This window comes from Streptomyces sp. NBC_00096 (genome assembly GCF_045041305.1).
In the GTDB taxonomy this organism is placed as follows: domain Bacteria; phylum Actinomycetota; class Actinomycetes; order Streptomycetales; family Streptomycetaceae; genus Streptomyces.
Genome location: NZ_CP108221.1, coordinates 2,438,675 through 2,452,417, shown reverse-complemented (window position 1 = coordinate 2,452,417; position 13,743 = coordinate 2,438,675). Strand labels below are relative to the sequence as shown.

At 72.8% G+C, this 13,743-nt stretch carries 14 protein-coding genes; 5 read left to right on the top strand and 9 right to left on the bottom strand.

Going from position 1 to position 13,743, the window contains the following annotated elements:
* Positions 1-121: 121 nt before the first annotated feature.
* The 3 genes from OG904_RS10450 to OG904_RS10440 all read right to left on the bottom strand — a co-directional run bounded on the left by OG904_RS10450 (position 122) and on the right by OG904_RS10440 (position 3,991).
* Complete coding sequence (locus OG904_RS10450; protein WP_405489632.1) at positions 122-1,132, bottom strand: sigma-70 family RNA polymerase sigma factor; 1,011 nt, start codon at positions 1,130-1,132, stop codon at positions 122-124.
* Positions 1,133-1,369: 237 nt separating this feature from the next.
* Positions 1,370-2,575 carry a DUF402 domain-containing protein gene (locus OG904_RS10445; protein ID WP_405489630.1) on the bottom strand — a complete coding sequence of 402 codons (1,206 nt, stop codon included), beginning with the start codon at positions 2,573-2,575 and terminating at the stop codon, positions 1,370-1,372.
* 111 nt (positions 2,576-2,686) lie between these two features.
* Positions 2,687-3,991, bottom strand: a complete 1,305-nt coding sequence (locus OG904_RS10440) for an MFS transporter (RefSeq protein ID WP_405489628.1) — start codon at positions 3,989-3,991, stop codon at positions 2,687-2,689.
* Between the two features lie 99 nt (positions 3,992-4,090).
* On the opposite strand from OG904_RS10440, the gene OG904_RS10435 reads away from it, so the two are divergent.
* The gene (locus OG904_RS10435; RefSeq protein ID WP_328300441.1) at positions 4,091-5,029 is read left to right on the top strand and encodes a LysR family transcriptional regulator; all 939 of its coding nucleotides are present in this window, start codon (positions 4,091-4,093) and stop codon (positions 5,027-5,029) included.
* Here OG904_RS10435 and OG904_RS10430 read toward each other — a convergent pair.
* Together OG904_RS10430 and OG904_RS10425 are read right to left on the bottom strand one after the other, a co-directional pair.
* Positions 4,968-6,176 carry a LuxR C-terminal-related transcriptional regulator gene (locus tag OG904_RS10430; RefSeq protein WP_405489625.1) on the bottom strand — a complete coding sequence of 403 codons (1,209 nt, stop codon included), beginning with the start codon at positions 6,174-6,176 and terminating at the stop codon, positions 4,968-4,970. The two genes, OG904_RS10435 and OG904_RS10430, sit on opposite strands and share 62 nt — an antisense overlap.
* A gap of 388 nt (positions 6,177-6,564) precedes the next feature.
* Complete coding sequence (locus tag OG904_RS10425) at positions 6,565-7,284, bottom strand: alpha/beta hydrolase (protein ID WP_405489624.1); 720 nt, start codon at positions 7,282-7,284, stop codon at positions 6,565-6,567.
* 114 nt (positions 7,285-7,398) lie between these two features.
* On the opposite strand from OG904_RS10425, the gene OG904_RS10420 reads away from it, so the two are divergent.
* From OG904_RS10420 to OG904_RS10410, 3 genes are all read left to right on the top strand, one after another.
* The gene (locus OG904_RS10420) at positions 7,399-8,547 is read left to right on the top strand and encodes an adenosine deaminase (RefSeq protein WP_405489622.1); all 1,149 of its coding nucleotides are present in this window, start codon (positions 7,399-7,401) and stop codon (positions 8,545-8,547) included.
* A 139-nt stretch (positions 8,548-8,686) separates the two neighbouring features.
* Positions 8,687-8,959 carry a hypothetical protein gene (locus tag OG904_RS10415; protein WP_405489620.1) on the top strand — a complete coding sequence of 91 codons (273 nt, stop codon included), beginning with the start codon at positions 8,687-8,689 and terminating at the stop codon, positions 8,957-8,959.
* A 161-nt stretch (positions 8,960-9,120) separates the two neighbouring features.
* Positions 9,121-9,894: a hypothetical protein gene (locus OG904_RS10410; protein WP_405489618.1), complete on the top strand. Its 774-nt coding sequence runs from the start codon at positions 9,121-9,123 to the stop codon at positions 9,892-9,894.
* A gap of 20 nt (positions 9,895-9,914) precedes the next feature.
* Here OG904_RS10410 and OG904_RS10405 read toward each other — a convergent pair whose 3' ends face one another.
* From OG904_RS10405 to OG904_RS10390, 4 genes are all read right to left on the bottom strand, one after another.
* A complete protein-coding gene (locus OG904_RS10405) occupies positions 9,915-10,124 on the bottom strand; it encodes a PspC domain-containing protein (protein WP_405489616.1) in 210 nt (69 codons plus the stop codon).
* A 51-nt stretch (positions 10,125-10,175) separates the two neighbouring features.
* Entirely contained in the window at positions 10,176-10,730 is a 555-nt protein-coding gene (locus OG904_RS10400) for a VanZ family protein (RefSeq protein ID WP_405489614.1), read from the bottom strand.
* Positions 10,731-10,780: 50 nt separating this feature from the next.
* A complete protein-coding gene (locus OG904_RS10395) occupies positions 10,781-11,407 on the bottom strand; it encodes a PH domain-containing protein (RefSeq protein ID WP_405489612.1) in 627 nt (208 codons plus the stop codon).
* An 81-nt stretch (positions 11,408-11,488) separates the two neighbouring features.
* Complete coding sequence (locus OG904_RS10390) at positions 11,489-12,592, bottom strand: hypothetical protein (protein ID WP_405489610.1); 1,104 nt, start codon at positions 12,590-12,592, stop codon at positions 11,489-11,491.
* 183 nt (positions 12,593-12,775) lie between these two features.
* Here OG904_RS10390 and deoC point away from each other — a divergent pair, with 183 nt between their 5' ends.
* The gene (gene deoC, locus OG904_RS10385) at positions 12,776-13,738 is read left to right on the top strand and encodes a deoxyribose-phosphate aldolase (protein WP_405497922.1); all 963 of its coding nucleotides are present in this window, start codon (positions 12,776-12,778) and stop codon (positions 13,736-13,738) included.
* The last annotated feature ends 5 nt before the right edge of the window (positions 13,739-13,743 follow it).

Below are 13,743 nucleotides of genomic sequence, written 5' to 3'. Positions count from 1 at the left end.
GGTGTGCGAAGCGACAGGATCCGTCGCACCCACCCTCGCGACCGTCCAGGCCCTCGCCCGTGCAGCGCTGACCGCCCGGCGCCTCGGCGTGCCCCTTCGCGTCACCGGGGCCGGCCCGGCCCTACGCGCCCTGCTGGACCTCGTAGGACTCGTCGAGCTGCTCGGGCAGGCCGAAGAGCGGGAACCACCGGGCGGTGTCCAGGAAGGCGTTGAGCCCGACGATCTTCCCGTCTGAGACCTCCAGCACCTGGAGCGCCCACGGGCTCCAGCCCGGCTGCCCGTCCTCGCGCGGCCGGTACTGGCCGAAGGCCGGCATCCCGTTCGCCGTGGTCGGGAGCAGCCGCGAGCCCTTGCAGCCGATGCCCTGGTTCAGGTGCCAGGCGGCGATGTCCTCGTGCCCCTGGAGCCACAGGTCGAACGGCGGCATCGACAGCACCGCGTCCTCGTGGAGGAGGGTGGTGAGGCGGGAGATGTCGTACGCCTCGAAGGCGGCGAGGTACTGCTCCAGCAGCTTCACCTGCTCCGCGTCCAGCGGGTCCGCGGACTCGCTCTCGCGGAGGCGGGTGGCGGACATCGTCGCCCGGGCCCGCTGCAGGGCGCTGTTCACCGACGCGACGGTGGTGTCCAGCAGGGTCGCGACCTCGTCCGCCTTCCAGGCCAGCACCTCGCGCAGGATCAGCACCGCCCGCTGCTTGGCCGGCAGGTGCTGCAGGGCCGCCACGAAGGCCAGCCGCACGGACTCCCTGGCCAGCGCCATCTCCGCCGGATCGGCGGTCTGCGGCAGCACCCGCCCGTCGGGGACCGGCTCCAGCCAGGTCACCTCGGGCCGCTCGTTGAGGACGGCGGACGCCTGGTGCTGCGGAGCGCTCAGGTCCATCGGCCGGGCCCGCTTGTTCCCCGCGTTCAGCAGGTCCAGGCAGACGTTGGTGGCGATCCGGTACAGCCACGAGCGCAGGGAGGACCGGCCCTCGAACTTGTCGAAGCTCCGCCAGGCACGGATGTACGTGTCCTGCACCGCGTCCTCGGCGTCGAAAGCCGATCCGAGCATGCGGTAGCAGTAGCCGGTGAGCTCGACGCGGTACCGGTCGAGCGCCTCGTCCAGCTCCGGTCCGAGCTCGGTCGTTTCGGCCATGTCGACTGCTCCCCCTGGTAGTTCCCGATACTTCGGAAACTACCGGAGGGGTCTGACAACCGCAGCCCGGCACGCGGTCCGCCCTCCTCGGCGAAGGCCCTGACGGCCGTCAGGTACGCGGCCTCGAGCGGGCCGTGGTCGCTGGCGGAGTCCGCCGTCCCCCGGTAGGTCCCGTCGGGCGCCCGGTCGGCGGGGTCGTACTTGGTGACCCGGTGGGAGTGCGGAAGGAACGGCACGTCAGTCCTCGTCTTCGGCCGGGTGGGGCGTCCCGTACGGCGGGATGGCCCACCGCAGGACGGCCTCACCCGTCCGCTCCTCCAGCGTGACCGGGTAGACCCGCCCGTACGCCCGCTCGCCCCGGTGCCGCATCGAGTGGTCCCCGGGACCCCAGCGGAGCCCCAGCACCCGGCATCCCCCGACCTCGACCACCCCGGCCGGGCCGGCCACGGCCCCGCCGTCCGGAACCTCGACGCCGTCCAGGGCCCGGGCGTCGCCGAGGACCATGCCGCCGCGGTCGACCGGGAGGTCGCCGAGGGGGAACGGGCCGGGGCCGTGGGCCGCGTGGTCCCAGGGGAGGCCGAGGGACACCTCCAGGGAGGAGATCACCGGTTCGCCGTCGAAGGGGGAGGGCGCGGTCCACGCACGGACCGCGAGCGGCCGGTCGGCGGCGGCCCGGACTGCGACGGCCTCGTACCCCCAGGTCGCGGGCTCGGCGGGATCGCCGTCGTGGAGGTGGCCGCCGCCCGCCACCGCCGCCGCGACGGCGCGCTCCGACCAGGGTGGGGACCCCGCCGGCCGGTGGCCGATCCGGCCCGCCTTGCCCAGGACGAGCACCCCCGAGGGGGCGGTGACCGGACCGAGGGGGAGAGCGGGGAGTTCCGGGAGGGTCCACGACGCCGCCGGGCGGAAATCGCACCAGGTGCCGTCGAAGGGGTAGGAGGACGATTCGACGAGGGCCGTGACGCGGACGCCCTCCGCGCGGATCGCGGCGGCCTCGGCCGCCGTCCAGTACACCGGGTGGCCCGTCTTCGCGGCGAAGGACTCCTCGTCCTTCCACTCCCAGATCCGGTCGGGGGTGACCGTGATGTCCAGTTCCTGGTCCGTCACGTGGACGTCCGCGCCCTCGCGCCTGCGGGATTCGAGGTTGACGTACCAGCCCCGGAACTCCTGCTCCTCGGTGAAGGTCCACCACACCGCGTGCCCGGCTCCGGCCGGCTGGAGGATCAGCGCGCCCCCGCGCCGCCACCGGCTCGCCCGCAGTGGGTAGGAGCCGTCCGGCGGCAGGTCCCGCAGGTGGGTGCCGGGCGGGAGTTCGGCCCGCCAGACCGGTGTGCCCGGGGCGATCCACAGCAGCAGGCCGTCCGCGCCGGCCTCCACCACGCGGGCGGGGCAGATCATGCTGACCGTGCCGCCGAGGATGAGGTGAACGTTGACTATGGCCATGACCGGCGATCATGCCATCCGGGTCCGGCGGCAGGTCAGTGGATTACCCGCCGAGGTCCGTCACCGTGCAGCCGTGGCCCGAGGCCGACCTGCCGCCCACCGCCCCGCCGCTCACCGCGCCGCGAGCGCCGCGATCCGGGCGGTTCGGGCCGCGTGGGACCCGTACAGGGTGATCGAGACGACGCCGACGACCGCGAGCAGTGCGAGGGTGACCGTGGCCGCCCAGCCCGCCGAGTGGTAGGCGAGGGCGCCGAGCGTGCCGCCCGCGCTGGAGCCGAGGTAGTACGCCGACTGGTAGAGCGCCGAGGCCTGCGCGCGGCCCGTCTTCGCCGTGCGGCTCACCGCCGCCGAGGCCACCGCGTGGCCCGCGAAGAAGCCCGCCGTGATCAGGACCAGTCCCACCAGGATCAGGGCGAGCGAGTCCGCGAGGGACAGGAACAGACCCAGGGCGGTCGTGGCCACCGCCAGGTACAGCGCGCCGCGCCGGCCCGTCCGGGCCACCAGCTGTCCGGCGGCCGCCGAGGAGACCGTACCGACCAGGTAGACCAGGAAGATCGAGCCGATGACCCCCTGCCCGAGGGAGAACGGCTCGTCCACCAGGCGGTAGCCGATGACCGTGTACACGGCCCCGAAGACGGTCATGAACAGCGCGCCGATCCCGTACAGCCGCAGCAGCAGCGGGTCGCGCAGGTGCCCGGAGACGGTACGTCCCACCGCGCGCGGGTTCAGCGAGGCCGGCCGGAAGAACCGGGCCCGGGGGAGCAGGACGCGGAACGCCACCGCGCAGGCCAGTGACATCAGGCCGACCGCCAGCAGTCCGCCGCGCCAGCCCCAGGCCTGGGCCGCCCAGCCCGTGACGATGCGCCCGCTCATGCCGCCGATGGAGTTGCCCGCCACGAACAGGCCGATCGCGGCGACCAGTGCCTTCGGCTTGACCTCTTCGGCCAGGTAGGCCATCGCGGAGGCCGGGATGCCGGCGATCGCCGCGCCCTGTACGGCGCGCAGCGCGATCAGCCACTCCAGGTTCGGGGCGAAGGGCACGAGGAGGCCTACGCCGACCGCGACCGCCATCGAGCAGGTCATCATCCGGGTCCGGCCGAAGCGCTCCGAGAGCGCGCTGAGCGGCAGGACGAAGAGGGCGAGCGCGCCGGTGGCCGCGGAGACCGTCCAGCTGGCCTGGCCCGCCGTCACGCCGAGGCCGGCGGAGATCGCGGGCAGCAGCGCCTGGGTGGAGTAGAGGAGGGCGAAGGTGGCCAGTCCGGCGGCGAAGAGCGCGAGGCTGAGGCGGCGGTAGCCGGGACGGCCGGGCTCGTGCGCCTCGGGTGCGGGCGCGGGCGCGGAGGCAGGTGCGGAGGAGGGGAACGACGGGGTGGAGGCACCCGGGATGACGGGTGCCCCGGTATGAGCGGGAGGCATGCGTACGACGGTAGGGCGGTCCTTTTCATGCGTCCAATGCACGGATTCGCGATAATCGATGCATCCATGCATCAGTGCAGGTCAGATGGGTGCCTATCGATGAGCCGTAACGAAGAAGACATGGCTGTGACACACGCGCTGGCCCCGCGCCTCGCGTACTTCGCGGCGGTCGCCCGGCACGAGCACGTCACCCGTGCCGCGCAGGAGCTGGGCGTGCCGCAGTCCACCCTGTCGCGGGCCATGGTCCGGCTCGAACAGGACCTGGGCGTCACGCTGTTCGCCCGCAAGGGCCGTACGGTCGCCCTCACCACCGCCGGCCGCACCTTCCTCGCCTCGGCGGAGCGCTCGCTGGCGGAGATCGCCCGCGCCGCCGGTTCCGTACAGCGGGACGCGGACCCGTCCTTCGGCAAGGTCGCCTTCGGGTTCCTGCACACCCTGGGCTCCGAGACCGTGCCGGGCCTGATCCGGGCATTCCGGGCCGACCACCCGGGCGTGCGGTTCTCCCTGGTCCAGAACTACGGCGAGGCCATGCTGGAGAAGCTGCGGGCCGGGGAGCTCGACCTCTGCCTGACCTCGCCGGTGCCCGACGCCCCGGACCTGGTGGCCCGCCGGCTCGACGAGCAGCGGCTGCGGCTGGTGGTCCCCGACGACCACCGGCTCGCGGGGCGCAAGCGGATCCGCCTCGCGGAGGCCGCCGAGGAAACCTTCGTCACCCTGGAGCCGGGCTACGGTCTGCGCCGGATCACCGACGACCTGTGCGCGGAGGCCGGGTTCACGCCCCGGGTGGCGTTCGAGGGGGAGGAGGCCGAGACCCTGCGCGGGCTCGTCGCGGCCGGTCTCGGCGTCGCGCTGCTGCCGCCGCCCGCGGTGGCCCGGCCGGGGGTGGTCGAGCTGACGGTCACCGCGCCGCGGGCCGTCCGCGAGATCGGGGTGGCCTGGCTCGACGGGCATCCGGACACGCCGCCGGTGGCGGAGTTCAAGCGGTTCCTGCTGTCCCGTCGGGGGCGTCTGATCCCGGAGCTCCAGCCGGGTTCGTGAGCGCGGCGGATGTAGCGGTGGGTGCAGCGGTGGGTGCAGCGGCGGGTGCAGCGGTGGGTGCGGGTGCGGAGACGGGTGCGGAGACGGGTGCAGAGACCGAGGCGGAGACGGATGCGGAGACCGAGGCGGATGCCGCGGCCGCCGCCGACAGCAAGTACCCGGCCTGGAAGCGGGACTTGGCCCCCACCGCCCGCATGATCTCGGCGATGTGCCGCTGGCAGGTGCGCTCCGACATGCCCAGCCGCCGGGCGATGACCTTGTCCTCCAGCCCCTCCGCCAGGAGCCGCACGATGGTCTGGCGCAGCTCGTCGGAGATGGAACGGGCCTGGTCCGGCCCGATGGTGGTGCTGAACGGCTCCGCCTCGGCCCAGGTCCGCTCGAAGGTCTGCACCATGAAGTGGACGACGTTGGGCTCGCGCACCACCAGGGCCGCGCTCACGTCGTCGTGGACCTCCATCAGACCGGTGTGCCGGTCGACGAGGATCATCCGCATCAGGCCGTCGCCGACGGTACGGACCTGCGAGCCGAGCGCGGCCACCCGCTCCACGTAGGCGGCCGTCGGGCGGGAGTAGCGTGCCGTGTGCTGGTAGAGGGTGCGCATCCGCACGCCCCGGGTCAGCATCGCCTCGTCCCGGCCGACCACCTCCTCCAGGGTGGCCTGGCGCCGGCCCCCGCCCGGGTGGCAGGTCAGCACCTCGGACTCGGCCGACGCGACCAGGTCCCGGATCAGGTTCTGCAGCGCGCCGGGTTCGGTGATCAGCTCCAGGCTGTTCGCCCCGGTCCGGTCGCGCCGGTCGGTGCCCGCCTCGTACTCCGGGAGCAGTCCCTCCAGCAGGGCGCGCAGCCGGTCCATCTCGTCGTGGGTCTCGCGCACCCGCAGGGCCAGCGGGGCCAGCGTCCGGGCCGCGGCGGCGCGCGGGGACACCGCGCTCCAGCACTCGCGCGCGCCCCCCTCGGGGCAGTCGTCCGTGGCGCCGTCCGGGCGGGGCTGGAGCAGGTGGGCCGCGGCGAGTTCGGCGATGGCGGCCGCGACGGGCTCACCGATGAACTCCGCGGCCTCCGCCTCGCAGAAGGTGTGCCGTTCGGCCGCGTACCCGTAGAGGCGTCGGGCCACGGGGCTCAACTGGTCCGCTTCATCCAGTGGCATATGCATATTCGTCCCGGCTTGTGCCGATTCGTAAACCCCTCGTGTTCCCGCAAGGCACCAAGACGATGCCCTTCGATCTTCGTGAGGATATGCCGAACCGGCACAGTGGTTCCACGGCGTTCTCGGGGGAGGGCGCGGGCATCCCGAGTCCGCGCTTCGCCGTCCCGGCACGGTGCCCTCGCGCGGGTGCGTGCCCTGGGTGGTCGCGCCGGGCCCGCCCGTGTCATCGGACCGGGACGGGGCGGCGCGACCGGTACGTCCGCCGCGGACGGCCCCCGCGCGACACCCTCCGGTCCGGCCCCGCCGAACTGCCCTCCGGTCGGCCGGTGTTCTTCGCGAGGCCCCGCCGACGGTCCGGCAGGACGCCGAACCGCCGCTCCGCGGGAGGTCAGCCGCGCAGGGACCGCCCGTAGCCCGAGGCCAGCGGCATCCGCAGGCCCAGCGGCGGGGGCGCCGCCAGCGCGTCGGTGACCGGCCGCGAGTAGCGGCCCGAGAACACGGAGCCCAGGACGAAGTCCACGGACAGGGCCACGACTTCGGCCTGGTGCTCGCGCAGTCCGTGCCCGTCGGAGTGCACCTCGAAGCGGCAGGTCGTGCGGTTGGCCTTCTTCGCCCGGGTCGCCAGCCGGAAGGAGAGCTCGGGGTCGCTGCGGGCGTCATTGGTGCCGTGCACGATCAGGACCCGGCGGCCCGACAGCTGCTTCACCGGTTCAGGGGAGTCCTCGGCGGACTGCCGGGGCAGCGAAGGGGCCAGCGCGAGCACGGAGTTGACGGCTTCGTGGCCCGCCGCGGCGAGTGCCGCCCGGCCCCCGGCGTCGTAGCCGGCCAGGCACACCGGCACGTCCCCGTACCGCCGCACCACCTCGTCCGCCGCCCACGTGGCGTCGTCTTCCCGGTTGCCCCCGCCGTGGATGACCTGGTGCGTGACCAGCCCGTCCGCCGCGCCCGCGCGGGCCAGGGCCCGCGCCAGCCGGCGCACCGGACCGGGGGACAATCTGGACGCTCCGGGAAGCAGGAGCACCACACCACTGACCGTAGATACCGGGCCGGTCGCGCCGGCCGCCCGCCCCAGGCGGGCCCCGCGCGCCGGCGGCGCATGCTGTGCCATGGCGGAACACTCTCAGACCCCGAGGTGTACGCCACCCGTCCGCGCGGTCACTGTTACATATCGCCTGCGGCCACCGGGGCATCGCTCTACGCGCGTAGGAGCTAGAGTGCCCAGATGACGAGCGAGACCCCCAACCTGCCCACCCCGGATCAGATCCGCCGCTCCCCGAAGGTGCTCCTGCACGACCACCTCGACGGTGGACTGCGCCCCGGGACCATCATCGAGCTGGCCCACAAGGTCGGCTACGAGAACCTTCCCGAGACCGAGGCCGACAAGCTCGGCACCTGGTTCCGGGAAGCCGCCGATTCCGGCTCCCTCCCGCGCTACCTGGAGACGTTCGCGCACACCTGCGCCGTCATGCAGACGAAGGAGGCCCTCTTCCGGGTGGCCTCCGAGTGCGCCCAGGACCTGGCCGAGGACGGCGTCGTGTACGCCGAGATCCGCTACGCGCCCGAGCAGCACCTCGAAGCCGGCCTGACCCTCGAAGAGGTCGTCGAGGCCGTCAACGAGGGCTTCCGCGAGGGCGAGCGCCGTGCGCGGACCAACGGCAACCGCATCCGCGTCGGTGCGCTGCTGACCGCGATGCGGCACGCGGCCCGCGCCCTGGAGATCGCGGAGCTGGCCAACCGCTACCGCGACAACGGCGTGGTCGGCTTCGACATCGCCGGCGCCGAGGCCGGGTTCCCTCCCACCCGCCACCTCGACGCCTTCGAGTACCTCAAGCGCGAGAACAACCACTTCACCATCCACGCGGGCGAGGCCTTCGGCCTGCCGTCGATCTGGCAGGCCCTGCAGTGGTGCGGCGCCGACCGGCTCGGACACGGCGTGAAGATCATCGATGACATCGAGGTCGCCACCGACGGATCCGTGACGCTGGGCCGCCTGGCCTCGTACGTCCGGGACAAGCGCATCCCCCTGGAGATGTGCCCGACGTCGAACCTGCAGACGGGCGCGGCGCTCTCCTACGCCGAGCACCCGATCGGGCTGCTGCGGAAACTGCACTTCAGGCTGACCGTCAACACCGACAACCGGCTGATGAGCGGTACCAGCATGAGCCGCGAGTTCGAGCACCTGGTCGACACCTTCGGCTACTCGCTCGACGACATGCAGTGGTTCACGGTCAATGCGATGAAGTCCGCGTTCATTCCTTTCGATGAACGACTGGCCATGATCAACGACGTGATCAAGCCGGGTTATGCGGAGCTGAAGTCGGAATGGCTGTTCCGTCAGACGGCTTCCACCAGCGGTTCTGTCTCGGCCTAGGTCAAGGCGTGACGGACTGAAAGCGTCCGGGAGTGGCAATTCCCGGGCGCTTTCTCGTATTTAATGATGTTTGCGGGAGGGGGTTTGAAGTGACTAGTTTGCGGAGCCGCTCAATTCCCCGTCGCAAGGACGATCCTTCATGAAGCAGTCAGCTGCCAAGACCCTCGGTGCCGCCGCTCTCGGTGCCGCCTTCGCCGTCGTCGCCGCCGGTACCGCCTCGGCCGCCGTCCCCGCCGTCGGACTCGGCGACGCGCTGGGCACCGTCACGGGCGCCGTCCAGGGTGCCACCAGCCAGCAGCACGTGAGCGCCGAAGAGGGCCAGCAGGCCCCCCAGGCGAGCGACCCGGCCGCCGCGCTCGGCACCGTGACCGGACTGCTCGGCGGTCTGCCGACGAGCAACCTCGGCGGCTGACCCACTCCGCTTCGGGTCCCATCTCGGATCCGTGCGCGAATCGCACACATGCCCACGCGGCGCACGCCTCTTCGAGCAGGTGTGTGCCGCGTCGCGGCATGTGCCAGGATCACCGCCAACTGCCCGCCCGCTCACGGGGTATGAGGTCTCGATCCATGCGTATGAAGGCACGAACGGCCACGGCCGCACTGCTCCCCCTCCTCCTGCTCGGGACGGCGGGGTGCGCCACCACGGGCACCCCCGCGTCCGGCAAGGCCCCGGATCCGAAGGGCTCCGCCGGCACCCCCGGCCGGTCCGCCCCGGCGGGCTCCACGGGAACGCCCGGCCCCACGGGCTCCGGCGGCGCGCCCGCGCCCAAGCGGGCCGGTAGCAGGCTGGAGCGCTCCGCCCTGGAACAGGGCGACCTGCCCGGCTACCAGATCTCCGCGAACGGCAAGAACCCGAACGCCCCCGACGGCCAGCCCCAGGCCGACCGCAAGGCCTGCCAGCCGCTCGCCGACATCATGGGCGACAAGCCCGACCCGGCCGCGCACGAGACCGTCAACCGCGGTGTCGGCTCCCAGAAGCAGATGGGCCTCGCCGTCTCCGCCTCCGTCAGCTCCTACGCCGAGCCCGACGCCAAGGCGCTGGTCGCCCGGCTCAAGGACGCCGTGGCGGCCTGTTCCACCGGTTTCACTGCCACCGTCGAGAAGCAGAGCGGCGCCTACCGCGAGGTGAAGGCGACCGACTACAAGGCGGCCGGCGACGAGAGCGTCAGCTGGACCACGACCGCGTCCGCCGAGGGCGTCACCGCCCAGGTGCACCTGGTCGTCGTACGCCAGGGCGACACCGTCGTGCGCCTCATGGCCCTCAACGTGACGGGCGGCCGCCAGGCACCCCAGGTCCCGCACGAGGTGACGGACAAGCAGCTCCAGAAGGTCCGCGACGCGCACTGAACCCCGAGCCGGATGCCCGACTACCAGCCGGTGGTGGCGGAGGTGCCCGACTTGTCGTTCGGCAGGAGCACCCACAGTGCCAGGTAGATCAGGAACTGCGGTCCGGGCAGCAGGCACGAGACGACGAATATGAGGCGCATCGTGTTCGCGGACATTCCGAATCGCCGCGCCAGGCCAGCACAGACTCCGCCGATCCATCGTCCGTCACGGGGGCGGGCAAGGGCGCTCATGGTCTCTCCTCGGTCGTTGTGCGGTTCCGCGGGACCTTTTCCCGCGATGCCTCAATACTCCCGCTGAACAGAGGAAAGAACGTCGGTCCAGGGGCCGAGCCCGACCCTGGTAATTCTCGGGGTCGCCCCCTGAGAACGCCGCAGCCTCGCCCTCAGGGCGGGGACGACGACCAGGTGCGCGAGCATCACGCCCAGCGTGTTCAGCAGCACCGAATCCACGTCCACGACCTGCCCGGGGACCGCCGTCTGGAGCATCTCGACACCGACGGCGACGAGCGCGCCCGCGGCGGCCGTCCGGACCAGGGAGGACCAGGTCGCCAGGGGCGAGAGCACCACGCGACCGCTGAGCAGCGGCAGCAGCACCCCGAGCGGGGCCAGCAGGGCCAGCCCCGAGCCGATCCGCCGGGCCGCTTCCAGGGGACCGTAGGCGAGGTCCGCCCTGATCCCCTCCAGCGGGGTCAGATTCGCCGCCGCCGACCAGGGCACGTCCAGCGGGCGCAGCATCAGCCAGCCGACGAGGAGGAGGTGAGCGGCCAGCAGGATCCCGGCGAGGAGCCGGATCCGCAGGTGTATGGCGGCGCTGCCGCTGCCCTTGAGACGGTGCACGCCTGGGGAGACGCGCCTTCCGGTCCCCGTGGTTCCGGGAGAAGCGCCGGTCAGCCCGTGGCGAGCAGCACAATCAGGATCAGCGCGCCGACCACTGCGGGCGCGATGATCTCGTACGACCAGGTGACCTTCACGCTGCCCTGGGCACCGGGCCGCGAGGCACCGCGCTCGTGCAGCTCGCGCAGGTCCTCCACGACCTGGTCCGCCGAAGCCCGGGGCACCTCGTCCTCCTGCGCCTTGCCCGGACCGGCCTGGCCCAGGCCCGTGCCGAGCCGGCGCGCCTTGCCGCGGTTGGCCCGCTTGCGCTCCCGCAGGGAGACGGGCACGGACCACAGCTGGTACTTGGCCCCCCCGGCCAGCACCTCGGCGGAGAACCGGGCACGCACGGTGTCGACGGCCGCCCAGGGCAGTTCGATGATCCGGAAGGGGTTCCGCACGCGCAGCCGGTCGTCGTTCGCGAAGACGGCCGGGCGGACCGTGAACGCCACGATGAGCGGGGCGACGCACAGCGCGACGGCCAGGGCCATCCACGGAGTGTTCCCGGATCCCCGTACGACGGCGTCACCGCAGAGCCACGCCAGTAGCGCGAGCAGTACCACCCCGGTGACGGTGGCCATGGGGGAGCGGTAGACCCGGTCGTGGTACGCCGGCTCGTCAGTGGGCTGGTCGCTGCTCATGCGGCCGATTGTGCCTCACGCCGTCCCGCCCCACGAGATCGGCATGGAGGAACCGGACGGGCTGCCGGGGGGTCGTGACCCTCAGCGACGGGCGGTGCGACGACCGCGGAACACCGCGAACGCCCCGAGCCCGGCGACGGCCGCTCCGAGCCCGGCCCCGGCCAGTGCCGGGGTCGGGTCGCCGGCCTCCGGGGCACCGCCGGCTGCGTCCGCCGCGACCACGCCCCGGGGGAGCGCGGAGGTACGGAGGAAGGCGGTGTGGACGGTGGTGCCGGTGGTGCCGGTGGGCCCGGTGGTGCGGACGGAGCCCTGAACGGCGGTCCGCCGCTCCGGGGCCCCCGACGGCTCCGCGAAGGGCGCGGCGGACGGGTCGGGGTCCGGCTGCGCCCGGCTGGTCGGGGCCTGCGGGGCGCAGTCGTAGCCGCAGCCCGCGGGCAGCCCGGGGAAGACCGCGTGCCCGTACGGCGCGCCGCCGCCCTCGGTCCTCCATTCGAGGACCGGACCGGCGGAGTCCGGATTCAGGATGCGGGCGACGATCCCCGCGTTCGCGGGCAGGCTGGGCCCGGTCCGGGTCAGGATCTCCCGGCTCCCGCCGCCGGCGGCGTCCAGCAGCTCGGCCCGCGGGCCCTGCGGGGAGGTCGTCAGGCGGGCCGTCATGCCCCCGCCGATGGATATCGAGACCGGCCCGGAACGGCAGTCGCCGGCCCGGCCGAGGGGCAGCGGGTAGAAGGCGGTCCGGCCGTTCCCGGTCACGACGAGGGTCCGGGCGCGGACGGCTCCGCCCTTGACGAGCTCCAGCTGCAGACCCCCGGCCGAGCCCGAGCGGTGCCGGTCGTCCAGCCGGGTCAGGACCCGGGTCATGTAGGTGTCGCCGGGCTTCCAGTCCGCGGGGACCGCGCGGATCCAGGCCTCGGGGCCCTCCGCCCCGTACCGCAGCACCGCGACGATGCCCGTGCCGATCAGGACGGGCGTCCCGGCGTAGCGCTCGGGAACGGGGACGGGAACGGGAACGGAGGCGGACGGAGACGGGGACGGAGAGACGGGTCCGGGGACGGAGAGGGAGACGGCCGCGGCCGTGGCGGCCCGCGGCGGGGCGGCCGCGAGGGCCGCGCCGGCGGGACCGAGGAGGGCCCCGGTGAGCACGGCGGTGGCGATGGCGCAGGCGGTGCGGGCGGCAGTGCGCATGACGACTCCCTGAAGCGTTGGCCCCTGTCGTGCTTCTGGGAACAAATCTACGGACCTCACGCGTGTGAACGATGTGCTTCCTGTCCTGCCTGCGTAACAGGAGACAGATGTGTCGATTCCGCAGCGGATCGGGAGAGGGGGGTGACAGGCCGCTACGCGCGTAGATATGCTCATGTGGTGACCATGCCCACCACCCTCACCGCATTCGCTGACGTGACGACGTCCGACAGTGCGCTGCGCCGCTTCCTGCACGGGCTGCCCGGCGTCGACGCTGTCGGCCTGGAGGCCCGCGCGGCCTCCCTCGGCACCCGCTCGATCAAGACGACGGCCAAGGCGTACGCCATCGACCTCGCCATCTCGATGATCGACCTGACGACGCTGGAAGGCGCGGATACCCCGGGCAAGGTCCGGGCGCTCTCCGCCAAGGCCGCCAACCCCGATCCGACCGACCGCACCACGCCCATGACGGCCGCCGTCTGCGTGTACCCCGACATGGTGGCCACCGCCAAGGCCGCCCTGAACGGCGCCGACGTCAAGGTCGCCTCCGTCGCCACCGCCTTCCCGGCCGGCCGAGCGGCGCTGCCCGTCAAGCTCGCGGACACGGCCGACGCCGTGGCCGCCGGCGCCGACGAGATCGACATGGTCATCGACCGTGGCGCCTTCCTCGCCGGCCACTACCTCGACACCTACGAGCTGATCCGCTCGGTCAAGGAGGCCTGCGTCCGCCCCGACGGCAGCGCCGCCCGGCTCAAGGTGATCTTCGAGACCGGCGAGCTGTCCACGTACGACAACATCCGCCGCGCCTCCTGGATCGGCATGATGGCCGGGGCCGACTTCATCAAGACGTCCACCGGCAAGGTCGGCGTCAACGCGACCCCCGCGAACACGCTCCTCATGCTCGAAGCCGTCCGCGACTTCAAGGCGCAGACTGGAATCCAGATCGGCGTGAAGCCGGCCGGCGGCATCCGGACCACCAAGGACGCGATCAAGTTCCTGGTCCTGGTCAACGAGACCGTGGGCGAGGACTGGCTGAGCAACCACTGGTTCCGCTTCGGCGCCTCCAGCCTGCTCAACGACCTGCTGATGCAGCGCCAGAAGCTGAGCACCGGGCGTTACTCCGGTCCCGACTACGTGACGGTGGACTGATCACC

What these genes read in the sequence shown, in the direction of transcription:
- OG904_RS10415 (WP_405489620.1), top strand. Translation starts at nt 8,687, where the DNA reads ATGAAGCAGTCAGCTGCCAAGACCCTCGGTGCCGCCGCTCTCGGTGCC.
- OG904_RS10445 (WP_405489630.1), bottom strand. Translation starts at nt 2,575, where the DNA reads ATGGCCATAGTCAACGTTCACCTCATCCTCGGCGGCACGGTCAGCATG.
- OG904_RS10395 (WP_405489612.1), bottom strand. Translation starts at nt 11,407, where the DNA reads ATGAGCAGCGACCAGCCCACTGACGAGCCGGCGTACCACGACCGGGTC.
- deoC (WP_405497922.1), top strand. Translation starts at nt 12,776, where the DNA reads ATGCCCACCACCCTCACCGCATTCGCTGACGTGACGACGTCCGACAGT.
- OG904_RS10420 (WP_405489622.1), top strand. Translation starts at nt 7,399, where the DNA reads ATGACGAGCGAGACCCCCAACCTGCCCACCCCGGATCAGATCCGCCGC.
- OG904_RS10430 (WP_405489625.1), bottom strand. Translation starts at nt 6,176, where the DNA reads ATGCCACTGGATGAAGCGGACCAGTTGAGCCCCGTGGCCCGACGCCTC.
- OG904_RS10435 (WP_328300441.1), top strand. Translation starts at nt 4,091, where the DNA reads ATGAGCCGTAACGAAGAAGACATGGCTGTGACACACGCGCTGGCCCCG.
- OG904_RS10390 (WP_405489610.1), bottom strand. Translation starts at nt 12,592, where the DNA reads ATGCGCACTGCCGCCCGCACCGCCTGCGCCATCGCCACCGCCGTGCTC.
- OG904_RS10410 (WP_405489618.1), top strand. Translation starts at nt 9,121, where the DNA reads ATGAAGGCACGAACGGCCACGGCCGCACTGCTCCCCCTCCTCCTGCTC.
- OG904_RS10440 (WP_405489628.1), bottom strand. Translation starts at nt 3,991, where the DNA reads ATGCCTCCCGCTCATACCGGGGCACCCGTCATCCCGGGTGCCTCCACC.
- OG904_RS10425 (WP_405489624.1), bottom strand. Translation starts at nt 7,284, where the DNA reads ATGGCACAGCATGCGCCGCCGGCGCGCGGGGCCCGCCTGGGGCGGGCG.
- OG904_RS10450 (WP_405489632.1), bottom strand. Translation starts at nt 1,132, where the DNA reads ATGGCCGAAACGACCGAGCTCGGACCGGAGCTGGACGAGGCGCTCGAC.
- OG904_RS10405 (WP_405489616.1), bottom strand. Translation starts at nt 10,124, where the DNA reads ATGAGCGCCCTTGCCCGCCCCCGTGACGGACGATGGATCGGCGGAGTC.